Annotated in this window: 17 protein-coding genes and 1 riboswitch; of the genes, 9 read left to right on the plus strand and 8 right to left on the minus strand. The window is 71.6% G+C overall.

The window, feature by feature from the left end; translation table 11 throughout:
* Positions 1-39: 39 nt before the first annotated feature.
* Complete coding sequence (locus Q0812_RS06350) at positions 40-1,125, plus strand: aminotransferase class III-fold pyridoxal phosphate-dependent enzyme (RefSeq protein WP_302109474.1); 1,086 nt, start codon at positions 40-42, stop codon at positions 1,123-1,125.
* Positions 1,122-2,006: an aldo/keto reductase gene (locus Q0812_RS06355; RefSeq protein WP_302109475.1), complete on the plus strand. Its 885-nt coding sequence runs from the start codon at positions 1,122-1,124 to the stop codon at positions 2,004-2,006. Before Q0812_RS06350 ends, Q0812_RS06355 begins: the two co-directional genes overlap by 4 nt.
* On the opposite strand, the gene Q0812_RS06360 is transcribed toward Q0812_RS06355, so the two are convergent.
* A complete protein-coding gene (locus Q0812_RS06360) occupies positions 1,990-3,804 on the minus strand; it encodes a TonB-dependent receptor plug domain-containing protein (RefSeq protein ID WP_302109476.1) in 1,815 nt (604 codons plus the stop codon). The genes Q0812_RS06355 and Q0812_RS06360 overlap by 17 nt on opposite strands.
* A 147-nt stretch (positions 3,805-3,951) precedes the next feature.
* Positions 3,952-4,144, minus strand: a riboswitch (cobalamin riboswitch).
* A gap of 81 nt (positions 4,145-4,225) precedes the next feature.
* On the opposite strand from Q0812_RS06360, the gene mutS reads away from it, so the two are divergent.
* From mutS to Q0812_RS06390, 6 genes are all read left to right on the plus strand, one after another.
* Complete coding sequence (gene mutS, locus Q0812_RS06365; protein WP_302109477.1) at positions 4,226-6,895, plus strand: DNA mismatch repair protein MutS; 2,670 nt, start codon at positions 4,226-4,228, stop codon at positions 6,893-6,895.
* Positions 6,892-7,767, plus strand: coding sequence for an isocitrate lyase/phosphoenolpyruvate mutase family protein (locus Q0812_RS06370; RefSeq protein WP_302109478.1), 876 nt, complete (start codon positions 6,892-6,894; stop codon positions 7,765-7,767). The genes mutS and Q0812_RS06370 overlap by 4 nt, the downstream gene beginning before the upstream one ends.
* On the plus strand, positions 7,767-10,400 hold the full coding sequence (gene glnD, locus Q0812_RS06375) for a [protein-PII] uridylyltransferase (RefSeq protein ID WP_302109479.1): 2,634 nt from the start codon (positions 7,767-7,769) through the stop codon (positions 10,398-10,400). Before Q0812_RS06370 ends, glnD begins: the two co-directional genes overlap by 1 nt.
* Before the next feature lie 153 nt (positions 10,401-10,553).
* Complete coding sequence (gene murJ / locus Q0812_RS06380) at positions 10,554-12,167, plus strand: murein biosynthesis integral membrane protein MurJ (protein ID WP_302109480.1); 1,614 nt, start codon at positions 10,554-10,556, stop codon at positions 12,165-12,167.
* Between the two features lie 36 nt (positions 12,168-12,203).
* Entirely contained in the window at positions 12,204-13,244 is a 1,041-nt protein-coding gene (gene trpS / locus Q0812_RS06385) for a tryptophan--tRNA ligase (RefSeq protein WP_302109481.1), read from the plus strand.
* 13 nt (positions 13,245-13,257) lie between these two features.
* Entirely contained in the window at positions 13,258-13,761 is a 504-nt protein-coding gene (locus Q0812_RS06390; protein ID WP_302109482.1) for a copper chaperone PCu(A)C, read from the plus strand.
* Between the two features lie 179 nt (positions 13,762-13,940).
* Here the strand turns inward: Q0812_RS06390 and Q0812_RS06395 are convergent, their stop codons facing one another.
* The 6 genes from Q0812_RS06395 to Q0812_RS06420 are packed head-to-tail and all read right to left on the minus strand — an operon-like array spanning position 13,941 to position 21,257.
* Positions 13,941-14,690 (minus strand): dienelactone hydrolase family protein, encoded by a 750-nt coding sequence (locus Q0812_RS06395; RefSeq protein ID WP_302109483.1) that lies wholly within the window; start codon positions 14,688-14,690, stop codon positions 13,941-13,943.
* A complete protein-coding gene (gene purH, locus Q0812_RS06400; RefSeq protein ID WP_302109484.1) occupies positions 14,687-16,270 on the minus strand; it encodes a bifunctional phosphoribosylaminoimidazolecarboxamide formyltransferase/IMP cyclohydrolase in 1,584 nt (527 codons plus the stop codon). The genes Q0812_RS06395 and purH overlap by 4 nt, the downstream gene beginning before the upstream one ends.
* Before the next feature lie 50 nt (positions 16,271-16,320).
* Positions 16,321-17,397 carry a UDP-N-acetylglucosamine 4,6-dehydratase family protein gene (locus Q0812_RS06405; RefSeq protein WP_302109485.1) on the minus strand — a complete coding sequence of 359 codons (1,077 nt, stop codon included), beginning with the start codon at positions 17,395-17,397 and terminating at the stop codon, positions 16,321-16,323.
* Complete coding sequence (locus Q0812_RS06410) at positions 17,394-19,211, minus strand: heparinase II/III family protein (protein ID WP_302109486.1); 1,818 nt, start codon at positions 19,209-19,211, stop codon at positions 17,394-17,396. The genes Q0812_RS06405 and Q0812_RS06410 overlap by 4 nt, the downstream gene beginning before the upstream one ends.
* A complete protein-coding gene (gene rpe / locus Q0812_RS06415) occupies positions 19,208-19,870 on the minus strand; it encodes a ribulose-phosphate 3-epimerase (RefSeq protein WP_302109487.1) in 663 nt (220 codons plus the stop codon). The genes Q0812_RS06410 and rpe overlap by 4 nt, the downstream gene beginning before the upstream one ends.
* A gap of 43 nt (positions 19,871-19,913) precedes the next feature.
* Entirely contained in the window at positions 19,914-21,257 is a 1,344-nt protein-coding gene (locus Q0812_RS06420) for an RsmB/NOP family class I SAM-dependent RNA methyltransferase (RefSeq protein ID WP_425281554.1), read from the minus strand.
* A 94-nt stretch (positions 21,258-21,351) separates the two neighbouring features.
* Between Q0812_RS06420 and Q0812_RS06425 the strand changes: the two genes are divergently transcribed.
* Entirely contained in the window at positions 21,352-21,918 is a 567-nt protein-coding gene (locus tag Q0812_RS06425) for a hypothetical protein (protein WP_302109488.1), read from the plus strand.
* An 11-nt stretch (positions 21,919-21,929) separates the two neighbouring features.
* On the opposite strand, the gene Q0812_RS06430 is transcribed toward Q0812_RS06425, so the two are convergent.
* Positions 21,930-23,897 carry a potassium transporter Kup gene (locus tag Q0812_RS06430; RefSeq protein ID WP_302109489.1) on the minus strand — a complete coding sequence of 656 codons (1,968 nt, stop codon included), beginning with the start codon at positions 23,895-23,897 and terminating at the stop codon, positions 21,930-21,932.
* Between the last annotated feature and the right edge of the window lie 86 nt (positions 23,898-23,983).

Genomic DNA, 23,983 nt, shown 5'->3' on the forward strand with positions numbered 1-23,983 from the left:
TTCCACGCCATTAGTCATGGACCCTGGCTGGAGACCATGATGGCGCGCGCCCAGACGCGACCCCTGACCCTGCTCAGTCCGCCCCCGTCGCGGCGGCGGTGGTCCGCTGCGGAAACCTACGCGCGCGCATGCCTGGCGCGGTCGGGTCAGGGCGCGCGGCTGCGGGACGAACGCGGCCGGCCCTTTCTGGATCTCTGCAACGCCGACGGGGCGGTGCTGCTGGGCTGGGGCGAACTGGCCGTCGAGACCGCCGCCGCCGAGCCGGCCCGGCACTGCGAAGCCGAGGCGGCCGAACGCCTGTCCAGCCTGGTGCCCTATGCCGAGGCCGTTCTGTTCGGCCCCAGTGTGGGCGGACTTCTCGCCGACGCTCTGACCGCCGCCGCCCGCACAACGGGGCGCGACGGCGCCTTCTTCTGTGACGACGCCTGCGTGGTCGACGGCGACCTGGCCCAGGTGCAGCGCGGGCTCACGGAGAATGCTAGCGCCCTGGCCGCCGTCGTGGTCCGGCCGCTGGACGCGCCCGGCGCCTTTCTGGCCGGGGTGCGCGCCCTTTGCGACGCGTTCGGCGCGGCGCTCATCTTCGAGGAGAGCCGCACGGCCTTGCGCGTGCATCGCGCGGGCGCCGGAGGCCTGCACGGCGTTCATCCGGACCTGACGGTCTTCGGTCCCAGCATCGCCAACGGTCACCCGGCCGCCGCCCTGATGGGCCGGATCGATCTGATGCGCGCGGCCGATGCGGGCGGCGCTTCAGCCTCTCCGCACGCCCTGTCCGCCGCCTGCGCCACCCTGGAACGCGCGCTGGAGGCTGATGCTTCCCAGGCGCTGAACGTCGCCGGGGCCGAGATCGCCGCCGAGGTCGGTCGCCTGCTGCAGACGGCTGGCCTGTCCGAGCTGATCTCTGTCGAGGGCGACCCCTGCTGGAGCGTGCTGGCCGGCGACCCCGCCGCGTGCGATCTGGTTTCCGAGCTGCTGCTCGATGAGGGCGTCTTCTGCCTGGGCGCCCACGTGCCGTCCCTGGCGATGGGCGAAGCCGAGGTCGCCCAACTGGTGCGCGCCTATGAGGCGGTCCTGCCCCGCGCCGCCGCGCGCATGGCCCGTGGCCGCCTGAGGGCCGCCGCACGATGATCCGCGCCCGCCTCGGCATCGCCACGCGCCGCTTCGGCCCGTCCGGCCGCTGGCCTGCAGGCCAGCGCGGAGCGGAGGAGACTCTCCGCGATCTGTTGCAGACTGCCGCCGACGCCCGGCTCGACCTGGTCGACGCCTCGGCCCTGGACGGCGAGGTGGAGCGCATGCTGGGCCGCTCCTGGCCCTTCCCCAGTCCCTTCCAGGTGGCGACCAAGACCACCCGGCTGGCCGACGGTCTGGACCGGCTGGAGGCGCGCGCCCGCCGGTCGCTCGAGCGGCTGGGCCTCGCGCGCGCCCAGACCCTTCTGGTCGCCGAGCCGGAGGACCTGATGGGCTCGGACGGCCGCGCCCTGTGGGCCCGGCTCCAGCGCCTCAAGGACGAAGGTCTCTATCGGCAGATCGGTTTTTGCGCCGACGTGGAGGACGAGCCGGTCGCCCTCGCTCGCCGCTACCAGCCCGACGTGGTCCAGACCCGTTGCAGCCTGCTCGACCAGCGTGCGGCCCAGCAGGGCGTGATCGCCGAGCTGGCCGGGCTGAACGTCGAGGTTCACCTGCGCTCGCCCCTGTCCGGCGCCCTGCTGTTCCAGGACCGCCAGGTGCTGCCGCCCGAACTGGCTCATGTGGGCCCGCGCCTGTCGCGCATTCGTCGGGGCCTGGCCGAGGCCGGCGCCGATCCCCTGGCGGCGTCCCTCAGCTACGCCCTGACGCTGCCGGGCGTTTCGGCGGTGCTGGTGGGGGCCACCTCGCCGGCGGAGCTGCGCGCGGTGATCGCGGCCTCCTTCGCGCCGTCGCCGCGCCTGGATTTCCGCGCCTTCGCGCTCGACGAGGGCGGCGCCCAGGCCCGCGCCTGGACGCCGCGCACTGTCACCAGCGCAGCCTGACCCCCGCCCAGGCGCTGCGTCCTGGCTCGCCAAAGCCGTGCAGCTGCTGGTAACCCGCATCGCCCAGATTCTCGGCGCGCAGAGTCAGGTCGACCCTGGACGTCAAGGCGTAGCCCGCCGTCAGATTGGCGACCACGAAGCCGTCGCGCGTGCCGGCTGCGTCCGGCATTTCGCTCTCGGCCCGCACCGTCAAGGCGCCTGACAGGCGCTCGCCCGCCCAGGCCAGGGTCGCGGAGCCTGCATGCTCGGGCACGCGCAGGATGGGGACCCCGGTGGCCTCATCCACGGCGTCGGTGAAGGCGTAGGCCAGCGTCAGGTCAAGCCCGCGCCCCAGGTCCGCACGACCCTCCAGTTCCAGGCCGTTCGTACGCGTGCGGTCGATGTTCACGTAGTAGAATTCGAATGTCCCTGGATCGAAGAAGCCGTCGATCTGATCCTCCACCTCCAGCCGATAGAGGGTGGCCCGGCCCGTCCAGCGGCCATCGGGCGAGGCGTGGGCCAGGGCGATCTCGCCGCCCCGCGCGCTTTCGGGCCGCAGGGCCGCGATCATCGTCCCCGGCAGTACGAAGCAGAAGTCGCACAAGGCCTGCGCCACGCTGGGCGCCTTGAAGCCCGTACCATAGGCCCCTGATAGAACCCAGCCGCCGCCCAGCTCAAAGGCGGCCGAGGCCCGCCCCGTGGTCTCGGCGCCTACGCCGCTGATGTCGTCATGGCGCAGCCCCAGGGTCAGGGCGAGCCGTTCGCTCGCGGCCCAGCGGGCCACCCCGAAGGCGGCGTTCAGGGTCTGGTCGCCGAGGTTGCCGTTGAGGTCGGCCTCCACCTCCTCCCGCTCAAGGCCGAAGGTGTAGTCGAGCGGGGCGTCCCGGTCCGACCGCATGGCCTGCCAGCGCACGATCCGCCGGTCGCCGCCATAGACGGCGGGAAACGCGCCGCGGCTGTCGCGATCAATGCGTGACGCAGCCAGCGTCAACTGGTGATCAAGTCCCGCCACCCGGTCGGCGCTGAGACGCACATGGCCCGACAGATTCTCCGTCGCCGCCGCCTCGTTCGGGTCATCGACCGGGCCGAAGCCGTCCAGCTGGGCGAAGCTGTCGGACCAGCGCAGTCGGGCGTCGAGGCTGAAGGCGGCGCTGAGCGCCTTGCGCGCATTCAGCCCCACGGTGGTGTTCTCGGACGGGTCCGTCTCCAGGCCGCCGTCGGCGGCCGATACGCCGTCCGTCTCGAAGCGTGAAGCGTAGACGCCCACGGCGCGGTCGGCGTCCGCCACGCCCGCCGAGATCCGTCCGCGACGGGTATTGTAGGCGCCGGCCTCGAGTTCGGCGGCCAGGCCGTCCGGCTCCCGCGTCGTGAAGGCGATCACGCCGCCGATGGCGTCCGAACCCCACAGGGAGGACTGCGGCCCGGACAGGACCTCGATGCGCCGCACATCGCCCAGGTCCAGACCTGCGAAGTCGAAACCGCCCGCAGGCTGGGACGCGTCGTTCAGCGGCACGCCATCCACCAGGATCAGGGACTTGTCCTGGCCGGCGCCGCGCATGCGCACCGAGGTCACGCCGCCGGGCCCCGAGCGATAGACCGACAGGCCCGGAACGTCGGCCAGAACATCGGCGGCGAACACGGCGCCACGCCGCTGAATGTCGTCTTCGTCGATGACGCGGGCGCCGGGCGTATCCAGCGCCACCGCCGGCAGGCGCGTGGCGGTGACGATGATCTCCGCGACGCCGGTCGCCGGGTCCTGAGCGGCGGCCGGAAGGGTGAGAGCCGCCAGGGCGGCGGCGCACAGAAGGGTTCGGGTCATGGCCCGCATCTCCAGTGATCGGCGGGCGCGGCGCGCGTCCTTCCGGGTTCAGGCGACGACCCACGCGGGATTGATCCCCCACGCCACGCCGGGTCGCGCGTCGCCTCTGCGGAGAGGTCCGGTTCGCGCGCCTGGGCCCGGGCGTCGAACGGGCGACATCGGCGGCCAGGTCTCCTGGCTTGCGGGTCGCCGGCGCCCCTCCCGCCTTCCCGGCCCTTGGGGGGCCAGTGGCGCCGGAGCCGTCGAAGGCTCCGGATCGGTTGGGCGTCTCTCCGCCTACAGTTGCGGGCACAGCCGCGGTTTTCGACCGCGTTCCCTTAACCGCCTGCGTTCCTTATCCGCCTGGGGATGCTTCGGGGCAAGCCGCTTGAGCGAACGACCGTAAGCCGTCACCTTGGGCGCAAGGAATTTTCAGCCCTCGATGAACGCCCAGACCCCGATTCCCAAGGCCGAGGCCGTCACGCCGGTGATGGCCCAGTTCCTGGAGGCCAAGGCCGCGCATCCCGACGCGCTGCTGTTCTTCCGCATGGGCGATTTCTACGAGCTCTTCTTCGAGGACGCTGAAAAGGCCGCCGCAGCCCTGGCCCTGACCCTCACCAAGCGGGGCAAGCACCTGGGCGAGGACATTCCCATGGCGGGCGTGCCGGTTCACGCCGCCGAGGGTTATATCGCCCGCCTGATACGCCAGGGGTACCGCGTCGCCGTCTGCGAGCAGGTCGAGGATCCGGCCGAGGCGAAGAAGCGCGGCTCCAAGGCCGTGGTTCGGCGCGAGGTGGTTCGTGTCGTCACCCCGGGCACCGTGACCGAGGAGGCGCTGCTAGACGCGCGGGGGGCCAACCGTCTGGCGGCCGTAGCGATCCGGCGCGGACGGGCCGCCGTGGTCGCCGTCGAGGTCTCCACGGGGGAGGTGGAAAGTCTGGCGCTTGACCCCGCCGGTCTCGCCTCGGCCCTGTCAGCCCTGCGCCCCTCCGAAGTGCTGGCCGCCGACCGCCTGTTTGCCGACGAAACGGCCGCCCACGCGCTCAAGGCCTCAGGCGGGGTGGTTCAGCCGATGGCGGCGGCCCTGTCCGAACCCTCCGCCGCCGAGGCGCGGGCCAGACGTCTTTACGGGGTGGAGACACTGGACGCCTTCGGCGCCTTCGAGCCTGCCGAAATATCGGCCCTCGGCCTGATCGCCGCCTATCTCGAGACGACCCAGGCCGGACGCCTGCCGCCCCTCAAGCCGCCGAGGCGCGCCGTCGAGGCGGCCTATATGGCCATCGACCCCTCGACCCGCGCAGCCCTGGAGATCGACCGGGCCCAGGCCGGGGGCCGCGAGGGCTCGCTGCTGGCCTGCATCGACCGCACGGTTTCGGGCCCCGGCGCGCGCCGGCTGGCCGAGCGGCTGGCCCGCCCCCTGATGGACCGCGCCGCGATCGAAGCGCGCTTGGACGCCGTCGGCTGGCTGGCGGAACATAGGGCGTTGAGACGCGATCTGCGGACCCTGCTCAAGGGCGCGCCGGATATGGCCCGCGCCCTGGCCCGCCTGGCCCTGGGCCGCGGGGGCCCACGCGATCTCGAGGCGCTTGGGCGAGGTCTGGAGGCGGCTGAACAGGCGCTGGCCCTGTTCGCCAGCCGGCCCGATCCGCTGAGCGGCCCTCCGGCCCTGCTCGAAAGCCATCTGGCGGCGCTGGCGCCCACCGCCGACACGGCCCGGCTGAAGGCGGATCTGGCCGCAGGCCTGATCGAGGGTCCGCCGCACCTGGCGCGCGACGGCGGTTTCATCCGGCCGGGCTTCAGGCCTGAACTGGACGAGGCGCGGCGTCTGCGTGACCACGGCCGTCAGGCCATCGTCGAATTGGAGGGCCGCGTGCAGGTCGCCAGCGGCGTGCCGCTCAAGGCCCGACACAACGCCGTGCTGGGCTACTTCCTCGAAACCTCGGCCAAGCAGGCCGAGCCCCTTCTGAAGCCGCCGCTGAACGCCCAGTTCATCCACCGCCAGACCCTGGCCAACCAGGTGCGCTTCACCACCACCGAGCTGGTCGAGCTTGACGCCGCCATCGCCCAGGCCGGTCAGCGCGCCCTGGCCATGGAGCTGGAGACCTTCGAGGCCCTCCGCGCCGCCGCCGGCGCTAGCGCCGCCCCCCTTCAGGCCGCCGCCGAGGCTCTGGCCGAGCTGGACTGCTCCGCCGCCCTGGCCGAGTGGGCCGAGGAGGCGCGCGCCGTGCGCCCCCAGGTCGAAGACTCCACCGTCTTTCTCGTCGAGGGCGGTCGGCACCCCGTCGTCGAGGCGGCGGTGACGCGGGAGGGCCAGGCCTTCACGCCCAACGACTGCCGCCTGGACGGATCAGGAGATCAAGCGGCGCGCCTGGCCATCGTCACCGGCCCCAACATGGCGGGCAAGTCGACCTTCCTGCGCCAGAACGCCCTTCTGGCCGTAATGGCGCAGGCCGGCAGCTTCGTGCCCGCGCGCTCGCTGCGCCTGGGCCTGGTGGACCGGCTGTTCAGCCGCGTGGGCGCGGGCGATGACCTCTCGCGCGGCCGCTCCACCTTCATGCTGGAGATGATCGAGACCGCCGCCATCCTGGTGCAGGCCACGGACCGCTCCCTGGTGGTGCTGGACGAGATCGGCCGCGGCACGGCCACCTATGACGGCCTGGCCATCGCCTGGGCCACAGCCGAGGGCCTCTATCAGACCAACCGCTGCCGCACCCTGTTCGCCACACATTATCACGAGCTGGCCGAGCTGGAGGCGCGGCTGGACCGGGTCTGCAACCTGTCCATGAAGGCCAGCGAGTGGAACGGCGACCTCGTCTTCCTGCACGAGGCCGTCCCCGGCGCCGCCGACCGTTCCTATGGGGTTCAGGTGGCGAAACTGGCTGGCGTGCCGCCTGCCGTCGTGGCCCGCGCCTGGGAGGTCCTGGATCGACTGGAGAGCGAGGGGGTCGGCAAGGCCCGGCTGGAGGACCTGCCGCTGTTCGCGGTCCCGCCCGTCGCGCTCGCCGCCGAGCCGTCGCCGCTCGAGCGCGAGCTGGCCCGGATCGAGCCCGATGAACTGACGCCGCGCCAGGCTCTGGACGAGCTCTATCGCCTCAAGGGGTTGTTGCTGTGAGCCCCGGCGCCCGCCTCAGAAGCCTCATCGCCGAGCGGGGCGTCATCGAGGCCATGGCCGCGCACAACCCCCTGTCCGCTCGCCTGGCGGTCGAGGCGGGGTTCGAGGCCGTCTGGGCGAGCGGCTTCGAGCTCGCGGCGTCGGAATGCCGGGCCGACGTGGGTCTGGTCTCGCCCGGAGAGCATCTCGAGCTGTGCCGGCGCATGGCGGCGCGGGCGGGGGCGCTGCTCGTCGCCGACCTCGACACCGGCTTCGGAAACGCCGTGAACCTGAGCTACGCCGTACGGGATTACGAAGCGGCTGGGGTCGCCGCCGTAGTCTTCGAGGACAAGACCTTTCCCAAGATGACGAGTCTCGCATCGGGCTCGACGCGGCAGGATCTGGCGCCCATCGAAGAGTGCGTCGGCAAGGTCGCCGCCGCCCGCGGCGCTCGGCGGGATGAGGGCCTCGTCATCGTGGCCAGAACCGAAGCCCTCATCGCCGGCGCCGGGTTGGACGAGGCGGTGCGCCGGGGCGAGGCCTATGCCGAGGCCGGTTGTGATCTGCTGCTTATCCATTCCAAGGCGCAGGACGCGGCTGAAGTCCTGGCCTTCTGCGACCGCTGGAAGCCGGCCTGTCCGCTCGTGGTCGTGCCGACCACCTACCCGCGCTTCGGGCGTGAGGCGGCCCGGGCCGTGGGAAAGATCGCGATGGTGATCTACGGCAATCACGGCCTGCGCGCCGCGACGGCCGCGATGGAGTCCGCCTTCCGGTCCATACGCGAGGCCGGACATGCGGCGGAGGTCGAGCCGGATATCGCCCCCCTGTCCCGCATCTTCGAGCTGCAGGATATGGATCACGTCGCCGAACTGGAGCGGCGCTTTCTGCGCTGATGGCGGACCGCGTCGACGGCAGACACGATCTCGACCGTTTCGCCCGGGCCGCGGATGACTCCGCCGTGCGGGCCGAACTGGTGGAGCATCTTCGCGCCCAGCTGGAGGACGGCCGGCGCAGAGCGCAGGGCAGGCTCAAGAGCGGCGGCGGAGGCCAGGCGGCGGCGCGCGCCTACGCCCAGGCCGCCGACGACGTCCTTATTCCCCTCCACGATCTGGCGGACCAGGTCCTGTTTCCACCCCGGGGCGCGCCCAAGGACCAGCGCAGCGCCCTGCTGGCCGTGGGGGGCTACGGTCGGGGCGTGCTGGCGCCCTTTTCGGACCTGGACCTCCTGTTCCTGCGTCCCACCAGGGGGGCCGAGCGCACCGAGCAGGTCATCCAGTTCGTGCTCTACGTGTTGTGGGACCTGGGCCTGAAGGTCGGCTGGGCGGCGCGCACTCTGGACGAGACGCTCAAGCTGGCGCGCCAGGACATGACCATCCGCACCACCCTGCTGGAAGCGCGGCCCCTGGCGGGCGACGCGCGCCTCTCGGCGCACCTTCTGACCCGCTTCCGGCGCGACGTGCGCCGCCTGGACCCTCGTCCTTTCATCGAGGCCAAGCTGGAGGAGCGCGATCTGCGCCATCGCAAGGCCGGGGCGACCCGCTATCGCGTCGAGCCCCACGTCAAGGACGGCAAGGGCGGCCTGCGCGACCTCAACTCGCTGTTCTGGATCGCCGAGCACCTGGCGCCCGAAAGCGAGCTGGGCCGCGCCGCCATGGACGACGTGCTGACCGGCCGCGAGCGCCGCGCCTTCGACCAGGCCTTCGAGTTCCTGTGGACCGTGCGGATCCACATGCATCTGGTCGCGGGCCGCCCCGAGGAGCGCCTCAGCTTCGATCTCCAGCCCGAGGTGGCCCGGACCATGGGCTGGTCGGCGCGGGGCAGCGAGGCCGCGGTCGAGCGGTTCATGCGCCGCTACTTCGTCGTGGCCCGCGATGTAGGCGCCCTGACGCGCGCCCTGTGCGTCAAGCTGGAGGAGCGTGGCCAGAAGTCGGCAGGCGGGCTGGAGCGTCTGCTGCGCCGGGCCGGGCGTCCGCGCGCCCGGCGGCTGGACGACCCCGGTTTCGTGGCCGTAGGCGGGCGCCTGTCGGTGGCGGGTCCCGAGGTGTTCCGAGAGCGACCGGTGCGCCTTCTGACCATCTTCCGAGAAGCGGACCGGCTGGACCTCGACCTGCACCCCGACGCCCTGGCCGCGGCGGCCCGGTCCATGGGGCTGATCACCCCGGCCCTGCGCCGCGATCCGGCGGCGGCGCGCGCCTTCCTCGACGTGCTGGCGGGCGGCGGGCGACCCTATCGGGTGCTGTCCCTCATGAACGAGATCGGCGTTCTGGGCCGCTTCCTGCCCGAGTTCGCCCGGGTCGTCGGCCAGACCCAGTTCAACATGTACCACGCCTTCACGGTGGACGAGCATACGCTCAGGGCCATAGGGGTCCTCAACGACATCGAGCGGGGCCTGCTCAAGGATGACCACCCCCTGGCCACGCGCCTGATCCACCGCCTTTCGGACCGCGAGGCGCTTTTCCTCGCCATGCTGCTGCACGACGTGGGCAAGGGCGGTTCGCGCGGTCAGCTTGAGGACGGCGCAATCGCCGCGCGGCGCGCCTGCGAGCGGCTCGGCCTGCCGCCTGACCGCGCCGAGCTGGTGGCCTGGCTGGTGCGCCACCACCTGATCCTGTCGGACTACGCCCAGAAGCGCGACGTCTCCGACCCCGACACCATCGAGGCCTTCGTGCGCGAGGTGGGCGATCCGGAGCGCCTGCGTCTGCTCCTGTGTCTGACCGTGGCCGACATCCGCGCCGTCGGGCCGGGCGTCTGGAACGGCTGGAAGGGCCAGCTGATGCGCGATCTCTACGCCGCCGTGGAGGCCCGCTTCCAGGGCGGTCCGCACATCAAGGCGGCCTTCGCCTCCAGCGATGCGCCCGATCTCGATCCCCACGCCCCGCCGACGGTCGAGACCGCCCTGCGCCGGGACCTGGAGGCCACCGAGCTGATCCTGTCGGCGCCCGACCGGACCGGCCTGTTCGCCGACGTCACCCGCGCCCTGGCGGCCGCCGGCGCCGACGTGGTGGGGGCCAGGCTTGAAACCTCGGAGGCCGGCCGAGCCAGCGAGATCATCTACATCCAGGACGCCACCGGCGCCCCCTTCGGCCAGGGCCACCCGCCCCAGCTCCGGCTGCTGGTGCGTCAGCTGAAGAAGGCGCTGGCCGGCGGCGCTGCGCCCCCGGCGCCGTCGCATGGCCTGCCCAGCCGCCGCCGCGCCGCCTTCGAGGTGGCGCCCTCGGTGATGATCGACAACGAGGCCACCGGCGCGGCCACCATCGTGGAGGTGTCCGGGCCCGACCGGCCCGGCCTTCTGGCCGAGCTCGCCGCGGCCCTTGCCTCCCTAGGGCTGTCCATCCGCTCGGCCCACGTGGAGAGCCTCGGCGAGCGGGCCGTCGACGCCTTCTACGTGACCCAGACCGACGGCGCGAAACTGAGCGATCCGGACCTTCTGGCCCGCCTGCGCCTCAGCCTGACCGAGGTTCTGCGCCGCGAGCCCGAACCCGCCGCCCGCCCGGCGGTGCGCGCCCGCGCCAGCCGCGCCCGGTGACGGCCAGATGACGCCTTTCCCCCCGGCGCATGCGGCGCTAGAGCCTGATGGGGTGAGGCGGGGTCGAATTCGCGATCTCACCGGCGCCGTGAACCAGGCTCTCGCCAAGATGCCCGACCGAAATCTGACGCTTCTTCAGCCGGACGCCCGTCCATGAGCCTGGCGCGCAACACCCTGGTCCAGGCCACCCTGACCCTGGGCAGCCGCGTGCTCGGCTTCGCGCGCGACCTGGCGCTCGCGGCCCGCTTCGGCCAGGGGCCGCTGATGGACGTCTGGTCCACGGCGCTGATGCTGCCCAACTTCTTCCGCCGGCTGTTCGCCGAGGGCGCCTTCGCCCAGGCCTTCGTGCCGCTTTACGCCGGCGCCGTCGAGGCGGAGGGCGAGGAGGCCGCCGCGCGCATGGCCTCCGAGGCCCTGGCTTTCATCCTCACCGCTGTCGCCGCCGTCACCATCCTGCTGCAACTGCTTATGCCCTGGCTGATGCCGTGGCTGCTGTCGGCATGGGCGCAGAACGATCAGGTCATGAGCCTGGGCGTGCTCGCCGCCCAGTTGGCCATGCCCTACCTGGCCTGCATGACCATCGCCGCCCTGCTCTCGGGCGTCCTCAACACCAGCGGCCGCTTCGCCCTGTCGGCCGGCGTGCCGATCCTGCTCAACCTCTGCACCCTGGCGGCCCTGCTCGCCCCGCTGTTTTTGCCGGGAATCGGGGCGGAATCGGTGCTGCTGTGGACCACCCTGGCCGTGACGGTGTCCGGCATTCTGCAGGCCGGTCTGTTGTGGTGGGGCGTCCGCCGCGTTGGGGTGCGCCTGCGACTTCGCCTGCCGCGCCTGACGCCCGCGGTGAAGCGGACCCTCAGCCTGGCGGTGCCCGGCGCCGCGGCGGGCGGGGCCATGCAGATCAACACCCTGGTCAGCCAGCTGCTGACCGGCTCGGACCCCGGCGCGCGCTCGGTGCTCTACAACGCCGACCGCCTCTATCAGCTGCCCCTCGGACTGGTGGGCGTGGCCATCGGCCTGGCGCTGGTGCCGCGGCTCAGCCGCGCCTTCGTGGCCGGTGACGAGGCCCTCGGCCAGCGCACCCTCAATGACGGCTTGGTGCTGGCCCTGGCCCTGACCCTGCCGGCGGCGGCGGCCCTGCTCACCATCCCCTTCTTCCTCATCGACGCCACCATGACGCGCGGCGCCTTCACCAGCGAGGACGCGGCCCGCACGGCGGCGGTCCTGCGCCACTTCGCCTGGGGCGTACCGGCCTTCGTGCTGGCCAAGGTGCTGACCCCGCCCTTCTTCGCCCGTCAGGACACGCGACGGCCCATGCGCTACGCAGTGACCTCGGTCGGCGTTAACGTGGTGATCGGCGCCGGGCTCTTCTTCTGGCTTTCCGCCAACGGCGGCGACGGCGTTCTGGGCCTGGCCATCGGCACCAGCACGGCGGCCTGGGTCAATGTTGGGCTTCTGGCCTGGACGCTGGTGCGCGAGGGCGCCTGGCGCCCCGATGCGGCCCTGGCCGGGCGGCTGGCCCGCCTGTCCGCCGCCGTCATGGCCATGGCCGGGCTCCTGCTGGTGGCGGCGTGGAACTACCGCCTCCTGTCGGACCTGCTCTGGCGCAAGGAGATCGCGGTCGTCGCCGTGGCCGGCGCGGGCGCGGCCTTCTACGGCGTCATGGTCCTGGCGCTGCGCGCGGCCAGCCTGTCCGAACTCAAGGCCGCCCTGAGGCGCGAGCCGGGCGCAGGACGGGAAACCGGACCGGGCGGCCCCAGCCCGGACTAGCTTGCGGCGAAGGTCGGCAGGCTCTATCGCCACGCCATGTCTGACGCTTCCTCCGCCAAGCCCCAGCCGCTGACCCTGTCCGGCATCCAGGCCTCCGGGTCGCTGCACCTGGGCAACTATCTGGGCGCGCTCAAGCGCTTCGTCGCCGGTCAGCACGACCAGCCCACCTTCGTCTTCGTCGCCGACCTGCACGCCATCACCGTGTGGCAGGATCCGGCCCTCCTGGCCGCCCAGACGCGCGAGATCGCCGCCGCCTATCTGGCCGCGGGCCTCGACCCCAAGAGCGCCGCCATCTTCCCGCAGTCGGCCGTGCGCGCCCATACCGAGCTGGCCTGGATATTCAACTGCGTCGCCCGCCTCGGCTGGCTGGACCGCATGACCCAGTTCAAGGAGAAGTCCGGCAAGCACAAGGAGCGCGCGTCGGTGGGTCTCTACACCTATCCGGTGCTGCAGGCGGCGGACATCCTGCTCTACCGCGCCACCCACGTGCCCGTCGGCGCCGATCAGAAGCAGCATCTGGAGCTCACCCGCGACGTGGCGGCCAAGTTCAACAACGACTACGGCGCGCCGGCCGGACAACCGGATTTCTTCCCCCTGCCCGAGCCGGTCATCCAGGGGCCGGCCACGCGGGTCATGTCCCTGCGCGACGGTCTGGCCAAGATGTCCAAGTCCGACCCCTCGGACCTGTCGCGCATCAACCTGCTCGACGACGCCGACGCCATCGCCGCCAAGATCCGCAAGGCCAAGACCGATCCCGAACCGCTGCCGGACACCCTCGAGGCGCTGGAGGCCCGGCCTGAGGCCAAGAACCTGGTGGCCATCTACGCCGCCCTGGCTGACCGGTCCGAGGCCGACGTGCTGGCCGAGTACGCGGGCCAGGGCTTCGGCGCCTTCAAGCCCGCCCTGGCCGAGGTGGCGGTCCACGCCCTGGGTCCCGTCACGGCCGAGATGCGCCGCCTGATGAACGATCCGGCCGAGATCGATCGCGTCCTCAAGGACGGCGCCCAGCGCGCGGCCGCCGTGGCCGAACCCGTCTTGGCCGAAACCCGCCGCCTGGTCGGCTTCTGGAACGCCTGAAGGAGAGCAAGCCATGATCCGTAGCGTCCTCGTCGCGTCCGCTGTTCTTACCCTCGCCGCCTGCAGCCAGGGCGAGCCCGGCACGAACCAGGAGCCCGCCTCGGCCCCGGCCGACGCGGCCGCCCCGGCGCCCGCCCAGCAGACCCTGCGGGTCGAGAACGCGCGCGTTCGGGCCAGCCTCAACGGCGCGCCCAACACCGGCGGCTGGCTGACCATCTCCAACCCCGGCCCCAATGCCGACCGGCTGGTCGGGGCGGCCTGCGATTGCGCCGGCGAGGTGCAGATGCACACCATGTCCGTGGACGGACAGATGATGCGCATGGCCCAGGTGGAAGGGTTCGACATTCCCGCCGGCGGCGCCCTCACGCTCCAGCCCGGCGGCGATCACCTGATGTTCCTGGGACTCACCTCTCCGCTGGAGGCCGGATCCGCGGTCGAGGCGACGCTGACCTTTGAAAGCGGCCTGACCCTGCCGGTGCGTTTCGACGTCGTTCAGGATCCCTCGACGCCCCAGTAGGGGCGCGGAGGGTAGGGGAGCAGCCCGTCGCCTTGACTTACGCTCGTCCCTTTCCCGCGGAGTTAGTCTGACCGGCGCGCTCCTCGGGGCTCGGGTCTTTGACATCGCCGTATCCGGACGAGTCGGACGTGTCGGACGACTTGGACTGTATTTTTTCAGAGCCTGGGCTGCATCAGATATCAGGCCAGGGCCGCCTTCAGGAATTCGGCGAAGCGCCGTTCGGCTTCGGCGGCCAGGACCGGGTCATGGCGCATGGGCGGGAGGCCGGTAGGCTCGTCGAAGGCGTGGGTGCCTTCCGCGACCCAGCGCTGGACCGGCACGCCGCCGTCCTCAATGCGATCCCACAGCCGGTTCGCGGCGCCGAGCGTCGTCAGGTGATCGCGCCGGGCGCTGACGGCCAGGGTTCTGGGCTTACGCAGCCAGGGCCGGACCCGGCTGAGGGCGCCTGGCCCCACATAGGCATAGAAACAGGCCACCGCCCTGACCCCCTCAAGCGGCGCGGGCGTGGGGTCGGCCAGATAGGCGTCGCCGGGCTGGTTCAGTCCCAGGGTCATCAGGTCCATGATGGACCAGCCGCCGTGGCTCCAGCCCGCCATGGCCAGGCGATCAGCATCGACCTCGGGCCTCTGACCCACGCCCCACAGGGCCGCCAGCACATCGCCTGCCCGCTCGACTCCGCGCAGCAGAATGCCCGTGCAGACCATGCTGAGGGCCAGCTCCCGACCCCAGCCGCGCGGTGCGTAGCTGTCGATGATGTAGGCGCGGAAGCCGGCCGCCACCGCCGCCTGGGCGTAGCGCGGCAGGTGGGCCCTCAGCCCGCCGCAACCGTGGAACAGCAGCACCGCCGGGCGCACGGATCCATCATCGGGCCCGAAGGCCTGCACGTGCGGCTCAAGCTGGGCCCAACGATCGGCAAGGGTCTGGTTCAATGGCGGAAGACCCGCACACCGGTAAAGGCCATGGCCAGACCCGCCTCGTCGGCGGCGGCGATCACTTCGGCGTCGCGCATGGAGCCGCCGGGCTGGATCACGGCCGTGGCGCCCGCGCCCGCGGCCTCAAGCAGCCCGTCGGGGAAGGGAAAGAAGGCCTCGGACGCGCAGGCGCATCCCTGCATATCAAGGCCGAAGTCGGCGGCCCTCAGGGCGGCGATGCGGGCCGAATCCTTGCGGTTCATCTGGCCGGCGCCCACGCCCAGGGTCTGACCGCCGCGCGCATAGACGATGGCGTTGGACTTGACGTGCTTGGCGATGGTGAAGGCGAACAGCATGTCCCGCACCTCGTCATCCGTCGGCTTGCGCTTGGTGACGATGTTCAGGTCCGCCGCCGTGATGCGGGCGACGTCCCGCGACTGCACCAGGAAGCCGCCGGCCACTGAGCGGAAGGTGCGCCCCGGCTCCAGCGGATCGGGCATGCCGCCCGTGGTCAGCAGGCGCAGGTTCTTCTTGGCGGCGAAGACCTCCTTCGCCTCTTCGTCCACCTCCGGCGCGATCACCACCTCGGTGAAGGTCTCGACGATGCGCCGGGCGGTCGCGCCGTCCAGCCGCCGGTTCACCGCGACAATGCCGCCGAAGGCCGAGACCGGATCGCAGGCCAGGGCGCGGTCGTAGGCCTCAAGCAGGCTGGAGCCCGTGGCCGCGCCGCAGGGATTGGCGTGCTTGACGATGATGCAAGCCGGCTCGTCGAACTCGGCGGCCAACTCGAAGGCGGCGTCCGTATCGGCGACATTGTTGTAGGATAGCTCCTTGCCCTGCAACTGGGTCAGGCGCGCCACGCCGGGCCTGTCTTCGCCCGTGGCGTAGAAGGCGGCGCTCTGATGGGGGTTCTCGCCGTAGCGCATGGTCTGGATCAAAGCGCCGGCTATGGTCATGCGCGGCGGCGCCTCATCGCCCACCTGGCCGGCGAACCAGCCGGAGACCGCCGCGTCATAGGCGGCCGTACGGGCGAAGGCCCGCGCCGCCAGCCGCCTGCGCAGCTCCAGGGTCGTGCCGCCGGAGCCTTCCAGCGCGGCCATCACCTCGTCCATGCCGGCCCGGTCCACGCAGACCGCCACATAGCCGTGGTTCTTGGCCGAGGAACGGATCATGGCCGGCCCGCCGATGTCGATATTCTCCACCGCGGCCTCGAAACCGCCGCCCGCCGCCACCGTCGCCTCAAAGGGGTAGAGATCGACCCAGACCAGATCGACGCCCTCAATGCCGTGCTCGGCCATGGCCCTGGCGTGGTCAGGAGCGTCGCGCACGCCCAGAAGCGCGCCGTGCACCTTGGGATGCAGGGTCTTGACCCGCCCGTCCATCATCTCGGGAAAGCCGGTCACCTCGACCACGTCCCGCACCGGCAGCCCGGCCGCCGCGATGGCCGCGCGCGTCCCGCCCGTGGAGATCAGCTCAACGCCCCGCTCGGCCAGCGCCTTGGCCGCCTCGATCAGACCCGCCTTGTCCGACAGGGAGATCAGCGCCCGCTTCGGCTGGATCAGGTCGGGGGGCGGCGGAAAGTCAGGCGGGGCGGGCATGGATCACTCATCAAGGGGCGGTCGAACGGGCGCCGCCGGTTAACACGGGCTCAGTCAGGCCGGAAGGCGGGCTCCAGCGCGTGCAGCAGGCGCAAGGTCTCAGCCTCGTCGCGCTGCGCCGCCGCGGCCAGGAGGGCGTCCACCGCCTCCTCCAGGCGCGGATAGTCGATGCCGTTGGCCTTGGCCTTCAGAACCCCTTCGATGGCCGTGGGGCTGACGCCTTCGGCGCTGTAGAAGATCTCTTCGGTCAGCTTCTCGCCGGGCCGCAGGCCCGTGTAGGCGATAGGGATGTCGAGGTCGGGCCTCAGCCCGTGCAATCGGATAAGGGACCGCGCCAGATCGTCGATCCGGACCGGCTCTCCCATGTCGAGGACGAACACATCGGCCTGGCCGGGCTCGGCCGGCAGGGCGGCGGCCTGCAGCACCAGGCCCGCGGCCTCCTCCACGGTCATGAACCAGCGGGTGATGTCCGGGTGAGTCACCGTCACCGGCCCGCCGCGCTGAATTTGCTTTTCGAAAAGCGGGACCACCGAACCGGTCGAGCCCAGCACGTTGCCGAAGCGCACGATGGCCGCGTGGCTCTTGGCGCCCTGGCTGAGGGCCTGAACCACCTTTTCGCCGACCCGCTTGGTGGCGCCCATGACGTTGGTCGGATTCACGGCCTTGTCGGTCGAAATGAAGAGGAAGGCGTCGGCGGTCTCGCGCGCCATGCGCATGACGTTGACGGTGCCGCCCACGTTCGTCAGCACGGCCTCGCAGGGGTGCCGCTCCATCAGGGGCACGTGCTTCAGGGCTGCGGCGTGCAGCACCACCTCCGGACGCTCGTCCTCGAAGACATGGCGCAGGGCGGTCTCATCGCGCACATCCCCCAGCGCCGCGGTCCAGTTGAGGCGGCCACGTCCGATCTCGGAAAGCTCCTGGTCGACGGCGTATAGGTTGTACTCCGAAGCGTCGTAGGCGATCAGCCGCGCCGGCGACATGCGCGCCACCCGACGGGTCAGCTCGGAGCCGATCGTGCCGCCGGCGCCGGTGACCAGCACCCGTCGCCCCTCGATCAGCTCGCGGCCCGGCCCCCCTTCCAGATCGCGCGCGTTGCGCGCCAGCAGCGTATGCAGCCGATTTGTCATGCCTCGGCGCCGCCTCCAGCGGGGCTCAGTTTCCAACGTACGCGCGTCTCGCCGTCGGGCCGCGCGGCGCCGCGCAACACGATCTGCAGGGTGCGGCGGGTCAGGCCGCGCTCCAGATGCGCCGAGGGCTCTATCGCCACGTCCTTGGCGTCGGTGCGGAACCACCAACCCCGGCCAGTCGCGCCCCGGAGAAGGACGCTCTTCCGGTCCCGGGACAGCGAGGCGCTGACGCCCGGATGCAAATGGAAGCGGACCGCGAAAGGCGCAGCCGACGGCGCCGGCTCGCCAGGGGGCGCCAGCACGTCCTCGCCCCGCAGCTCGTCCAGCCGCACGTCCAGATACAGTCGCCTCGTATGCGTAAGGCCGAACTGGCCGACCCAGCCGTCGTGACTGGCTTCGATCCAGTGAGCGCCGTCTCCGTCCTGGCGCGCGCAGGCCGCCCGCGGCGGCCGGCCCTCCAGGCGCGGGCCAAGCACTCGCGCTGACCAGCCGGCCAGGGGCTCAAGAAAGCTGGCCTCGCCCAGGGTCAGGGTCGAGGCGGCCGCGGCCAGACGCAGGCCCTGGCGGTCGGCGGCGCGCTCGCTCCATCCGGCGTTGGTGATCAGCCGATCACGGCCGCACACGACCTCAATGGCCAGGGGCTGGGCGCAGGCGGTGTCGGCAAAGGCGGGGATGGCCGGCGCTTCCACATCCACCAGCAGTTCCAGCAGCTGGCCGCTGAGCCGCTGATAGCCGCCCAAGGCGTTGGGCTTGGTCTCAGGCGCCACGTCGGCGGCCGGCTCCTCGCGGACGCCGACGGCGGCCACCCGGGCGCGAGTGGAGGGCTCGCCCCCCTGAAAGCAGGCCAGTCGCCCGTCGTTCAGCGTCAGGGCGTTCACCGCCAAGCCGAGCCGATCAATGGCGGCCAGAATTTCGGGCGGCGACCCGAGGCCCCGCTGAAGGAGGGCGTCGTCCAGAGTCAGGAGATCGAGCAGCAGCTCAAGCCCCGCCTCCGGGCTGCGCGAGGCGTGCACGCCATCGGCCCGGACGCTGCGGGTCAGGGCCCGCTTCAGGCGGGGCATGGCCCGGGCCAGCAGGCGGTCGCCCGCCTGGCCGCTCAGGACGCAGCCGGCCAGCGCCGCCGCCGCCACATGCTCGGCCGCCCAAGCCCGGTCGTCCGGCAGGCGCAGCAGGTGCCGCGCCTGGATCGCCAGCAGGTCCGCCAGCGCCTGACGGTCCGCCGCTGACGCCTGCGCCGACAGGCGGCGCGCGGCGCACGCCAGGTTGAAGACCCGGCGCGGCAGGGTCTCGTGGCCCCAGGCGAAGGGCGACCACCGTCGGAAGGCCTGCCCCCAGCTCAGGATGAGGTGCAGGGCCTCGCGCGCGCCCCGCTCGCCCGTCAGCATCAGGTGCGGCAACCATTCGAAGCGGTGCAGTTCAACGGCGAAGCGGCGTGTGGGGCTGGGCCGGTTCCAGGGGTCGCCGACGCCGCCCGTGACGACTCCGGCGGGATCGGCCCGCCGCCCCAGGTCCATGACCGAGCCCGCCAGAAGGAAACGCCCGGTCAGGAGCGTCTTGCCCAGCTCCGCGTCGGCGGGCCGGGGGTCACGCGGCGCCGCGGCGAAGCCCTCGGCCGGCGGCTTTCTGAGCGTCAAGGCATAGCCCGGCGCCCCGAACACCTCGGCGGCCAGCTGCCGGACGGCCAGCCGCGCCGCCACGCGTGGCCAGCGCAGCCTCATGGGCGAACGGCCGCCGTCCCTCGGCGCCTGTGCGGCGGCGGGCAGGCCGCCGCCGGCGCCCGGCCGAACCCGCTCGATCAGCGACTGCAGATTCACGCCTTCAGCGCGGCGATGTTCGCCGCATAGGCGCCCGCGCCGCCCTTGAACACGGCCGTTCCGGCGACCAGCGCCGTGGCCCCCGCATCCACGCAGGCGCGCGCGTTCTCGGCCTTCACGCCCCCGTCCACCTGGAGCACGGCGGACGATCCGGCGGCGTCCAGCCGCGCGCGAACGGCCTCGATCTTCTTCAGGGCGCCTTCGATAAAGCCCTGACCGCCGAAGCCGGGGTTCACCGACATGATCAGCACCAGATCCAGGTCCTCGATGACCCAGTCCAGCACGTCCACGGACGTCGCCGGGTTCAGCACCACGCCCGCCTTCTTGCCCAGCTGTCGGATTCGGCGAAGCGAGCGGTGCAGGTGCGGCCCCGCCTCAGGATGGATGCTGAGCACGTCGGCGCCCGCCTCGGCGAAGGCCTCGATCCACGGATCGGCTGGAGCGCACATCAGATGGACATCGAAGGTCAGGCCGCACAGGGGCCTCAGCGCCCGGCAGATGTCCGGGCCGATGGTCAGGTTGGGGACGAAGTGCCCATCCATGACATCCAGGTGCAGCCAGTCGGCGCCGGCGACCTCGACAGCCCTGGCCTCGTCGCCGAGGCGGGCGAAATCTCCGGCCAGGATCGACGGACAGATGAGGGGCGCGGGTTGAGCCATGGTTTCGACTTACGGCCCCTCGCCTTGAGGGGCAAGGCGGCGCTCAGGATTGGCGAGTGAACAGGGCGGCGAAGAAGCCGTCCTGACCTTCGGGTTCTGGTCCGTCGCCCGGCAGGATGCGGAGCCAGCCCTGCTCGGTCGCCGAAGCGGGCGGAGCCCCCACCGCGAGCGGGGCGATGCGCTCCAGCTGGAACTGAGGCGCGCGGCGCAGAAAGGCCAGCGCCTGGGTCTCGCCCTCCTCTCGCTCCAGTGAACAGACGCAATAGACCAGCCGCCCGCCGGGCTTCACCCGCGCCGCCGCGGCGTCCAGCAGACGGTGCTGCACGTCCGCCAGCTTGGCGATGTCGGTCGGCCGCGTGGCCCACAGCACGTCCGGGTTACGCCGGAAGGTGCCCGTGGCGCTGCACGGGGCGTCGAGCAGTACGGCGTCGAAAAGACGCGGGTCGTCCCAAGTCTCGCCGTCTGCGACCACGACCTCGGCGGCAAGGCCGGTGCGCTCAAGGTTCGCGGTCAGCCGCTTCAGCCGCGAGGCCGAGCGGTCGAGGGCGACCACCTCCGCGCCCGCCGCCGCCAGCTGCAGGGTCTTGCCGCCGGGCGCCGCGCAGAGGTCCAGCGCCGTCTCGCCGGGCTTCACCGCCAGCAGCCGCGCGGGAAAAGCCGCCGCCGCGTCCTGCACCCACCAGTCGCCCGCCGCAAACCTTGGCCAGGCCGTCACATCCCCCCGCAATGAGGACCGCACCGTTCCGCCGGCCAGCACTCGGCCCTGCAGGGCCTCGGCCACGGCGGCGGCGTCCGCCTGGGGCTTCAGCGACAGGTCGGTGGGCGGCTCGTCCAGAAGGCGCGCGGCCGTGGCGAGCGCCCGCTCTGCCCCGTGCGCCTGCGACCAGCGCTGCAAGAGCCAATCCGGGACGGCCAGGGCCGGGTCGGGCTCCGCCGCGCCCTCGCGGGCGATCCCGCGCAGCACAGCATTGATCAACCCTTTATAGGGCCTCGTTTCGTTGCGCCGCTCGGCCAGCTTTACGGTCGTGGCCACCGCCGCATGAGCGGGCGTACGCAGAGCGGTCAGCTGCACCACGCCCAGCCGCAGCAGGGCCAGCACCGGTTCGGGCGTGACCTTGTGCAACCGCTTCTGCAGCTCGGCCTCGATCAGGCCGCGGCGGCGCAGATAGGCCAGGGTCAGGGCGTGGGCGAAACCCCGATCCTCGGGGCTCAGCGCGCGAAAGGCATGAGCGTTCAGCGCCTCGTCCAGCCCGCCGCGACGCGCCTGGGCCGCCACGATCAGATCCAGCGCCGCCAGCCGGGCGCGCATGCCGCCGTCCGTGCCGGATTCGTTTGGCGCCTTTTGCGGCGGCGCGGCATTCTGCTTGCGGAAAGGAGGGCGCGACATGGGCGGCGTCCATGGGCCAGGATGGCGCGGCTGGCAAGGCCGGAACCGGCGGCGATCCCGCGGGTTTGACGCTCCGCCACCAGAGAGCGCCATTATGTCCGCAGCCGTCGTATCTAGCCGCCCCCGATCCCGCCTTGGCCTGGCCCTGCCGCTTCTGGGGGCCGCCGCCGCCATAGCGGGAGTTGTCGCCGCCCGCCTTCCCGGCAGTCAGGGGCGGGCCGCCGACGCCCTGCTGGGCGATTGGCGCGAACAGCTGGTGGCGGACCATCTGCATCTGGCCGAGCGGCTTGAGGCGGCCCTGCACACCTCCGGTTCGCTGCCCACCCTTTTCGCGCGCCGCAAGGCGCGGCTGCTCGAGGCGCTCGAAGCCTATCTCGGCCGCGAGGCCGCGATTCTCGGTCCGCGTCTTGGCCGGCTGAATCCCCCGACCGCCGAAGCCCTCGAAGCCGACCGGCAGGCCCTCGCCGCCGCGGCGGGCGCCATCAGGGCCGCCGAAGGAGATGAGGCCCGGGCCCGCTTGCGCGCCCTGGTCCCACTGCTGGACGGTCACGCCAGCCTGGTCGAGGACGAGGCCGTCCCCGCGCTCCTGGCGGGTCTGGACGAGGATCAGCGCCACGCCCTGTCGCGCGGGTTCCGACTGGCCAAGAAGCGCCTGGGCTAGGCAGTCGCGTCCTAAACCGTCACCTGGGCGCCCAGCTCCACCACGCGCCCCGGCGGGATGTGGAAGAAGTCCGTCGGGTTGGCCGCGTTGCGCATCAGGAAGATGAACAGCTTGTCCTGCCACATGGGCATGCCCTGCTGGGCGCTGGCCACCACCGAGCGGCGGCCGAGGAAGAAGCTGGTCGACATGATGTCGAACTTCAGGCCCTGCTTGCGGCACAGCCCCAGCGCCTTGGGCACATTGGGCGTCTCCATGAAGCCGTAGTTCAGCACCACGCGCTTGAAGTCGGGGCTGATCTGCTCGATCTCGACCCGGTTTTCGGCCGCCACACGCGGACGGTCCGAGGTGCGCACCGTCAGGATGACGTTCTTCTCGTGCAGCACCTTGTTGTGCTTCAGGTTGTGCATCAGGGCGACCGGCGCGGCGTCCGGGTCCGAGGTCAGGAAGATGGCCGTGCCCGGGGCCCGGTGCGGCGGCCGCGCCTGCAGCATCTCGATCAGGTCGGTCAGCGAAAGCGAGTCGCGCCGCGTCTTCTCGGCCAGAAGCTGTGTGCCGCGCTGCCAGGTGAACATCAGCAGCACCAGGCCCGTGCCCAGCAGCAGGGGCAGCCAGGCGCCGTTCGGAATCTTCAGCAGGTTCGAGCCGATGAACACCACGTCGATGAAGCCGAAGAAGCCCACCGCCGCCCACGCCTGCCACAGCGGCCGCTTCCACAGGTAGCGCAGGATGACGAAGGCCAGCAGGGTGTCGATGAACATGGCCCCGGTCACGGCGATGCCGTAGGCGGCCGTCAGGTTCGACGAGCTGGGGAAGATGACCAGCAGCATCAGCACGCCCACCATCAGGGCCAGGTTGATGGAGGGCACGAAGATCTGGCCCGCCTGGGTCTCGCTGGTTCTGCGGATGTCCAGGCGCGGCAGCAGCCCCAGCTGCACCGCCTGTTGGGTCAGGGAGAAGGCGCCGGTGATCACGGCCTGGCTGGCGATGATGGCGGCCAGGGTCGCCAGGAGCAGCACCGGCCAGTAGACCATCTCCGGGATCATGGCGAAGAACGGATTGCTGCGCGTCTCCGGGTCCGCCAGCACCATGGCGCCCTGACCGAAATAGTTGAGCGTCAGACAGGGCAGGCACACCGCCAGCCAGCCGGCCCGAATGGGCGCTTTGCCGAAATGGCCCATGTCGGCGTAGAGCGCCTCGGCCCCCGTGACCGCCAGGAAGACGCTGCCGAGGATGACAAAGCCGATGATCCCGTTATCCACGAGGAACAGCACGCCGTAGTGCGGCGACAGGGCCCTCAGGATCGAGAGGTCATCGCTGATGTGAAGCACGCCAAGGGCGCCCAGGGCCAGGAACCAGACGGTGGTGATCGGGCCGAAGAAGCGCGCCACGCTTGCCGTGCCGCGCGACTGCACCATGAACAGCCCGATCAGGATGATCGCCGAGATCGGGATGATGAGGGGCGCCAGCCGGTCGCCGAAACCCGGCGCGTCCTTGAGCCCCTCGATGGCGCCCACCACCGAAACAGCCGGGGTGATGATGCCGTCCCCGTAGAACAGCGCCGCCCCGATCATGCCCAGGAAGAAGACGACGCTGGAGCGGCGCCCCAGCGCGTGCTGAGCCAGGGCCATGAGCACGAGCGTGCCGCCCTCGCCCTTGTTGTCGGCTCGCATCATGAAGACGATGTACTTGAGCGTGACGATCAGGATCAGGGCCCAGAAAACCAGCGACACTACACCCAGCACCGCCAGTTCGGCCGTCCCGCCCGAGCGCGAATGGGCCAGCGCCTCGCGCATGGCGTAGAGCGGGCTGGTGCCGATATCGCCGAACACCACGCCGATTGCGCCGACCATCAGCGTCAGGAAGCCGGCCTTCCTGGCGTCTCCGTGCGGATTGTCGGGGGTGCTGAGCGCGGGATGATCCGCGCTGGTCGGCGCCGGGCCCGGGGAAGGGCTCTGGTCGCCGGGGGTTTCCCCAGCCATTTACTACCTCCGGAAGGCCCAAGCGCGGGCTTCCATACGATGCGGAGGCGGCCATAGACCCTTTCGTTGGGCGGTTCAATCTCATC

The organism is Peiella sedimenti (assembly GCF_030504955.1).
Classification (GTDB): Bacteria; Pseudomonadota; Alphaproteobacteria; order Caulobacterales; family Caulobacteraceae; genus Brevundimonas; species Brevundimonas sedimenti.

What these genes read in the sequence shown, in the direction of transcription:
- mutS (WP_302109477.1), top strand. Translation starts at nt 4,226, where the DNA reads ATGAACGCCCAGACCCCGATTCCCAAGGCCGAGGCCGTCACGCCGGTG.
- Q0812_RS06360 (WP_302109476.1), bottom strand. Translation starts at nt 3,804, where the DNA reads ATGACCCGAACCCTTCTGTGCGCCGCCGCCCTGGCGGCTCTCACCCTT.
- trpS (WP_302109481.1), top strand. Translation starts at nt 12,204, where the DNA reads ATGTCTGACGCTTCCTCCGCCAAGCCCCAGCCGCTGACCCTGTCCGGC.
- glnD (WP_302109479.1), top strand. Translation starts at nt 7,767, where the DNA reads ATGGCGGACCGCGTCGACGGCAGACACGATCTCGACCGTTTCGCCCGG.
- Q0812_RS06430 (WP_302109489.1), bottom strand. Translation starts at nt 23,897, where the DNA reads ATGGCTGGGGAAACCCCCGGCGACCAGAGCCCTTCCCCGGGCCCGGCG.
- Q0812_RS06390 (WP_302109482.1), top strand. Translation starts at nt 13,258, where the DNA reads ATGATCCGTAGCGTCCTCGTCGCGTCCGCTGTTCTTACCCTCGCCGCC.
- Q0812_RS06355 (WP_302109475.1), top strand. Translation starts at nt 1,122, where the DNA reads ATGATCCGCGCCCGCCTCGGCATCGCCACGCGCCGCTTCGGCCCGTCC.
- Q0812_RS06350 (WP_302109474.1), top strand. Translation starts at nt 40, where the DNA reads ATGGCGCGCGCCCAGACGCGACCCCTGACCCTGCTCAGTCCGCCCCCG.
- Q0812_RS06420 (WP_425281554.1), bottom strand. Translation starts at nt 21,257, where the DNA reads ATGTCGCGCCCTCCTTTCCGCAAGCAGAATGCCGCGCCGCCGCAAAAG.
- Q0812_RS06425 (WP_302109488.1), top strand. Translation starts at nt 21,352, where the DNA reads ATGTCCGCAGCCGTCGTATCTAGCCGCCCCCGATCCCGCCTTGGCCTG.
- rpe (WP_302109487.1), bottom strand. Translation starts at nt 19,870, where the DNA reads ATGGCTCAACCCGCGCCCCTCATCTGTCCGTCGATCCTGGCCGGAGAT.
- Q0812_RS06405 (WP_302109485.1), bottom strand. Translation starts at nt 17,397, where the DNA reads ATGACAAATCGGCTGCATACGCTGCTGGCGCGCAACGCGCGCGATCTG.
- murJ (WP_302109480.1), top strand. Translation starts at nt 10,554, where the DNA reads ATGAGCCTGGCGCGCAACACCCTGGTCCAGGCCACCCTGACCCTGGGC.
- purH (WP_302109484.1), bottom strand. Translation starts at nt 16,270, where the DNA reads ATGCCCGCCCCGCCTGACTTTCCGCCGCCCCCCGACCTGATCCAGCCG.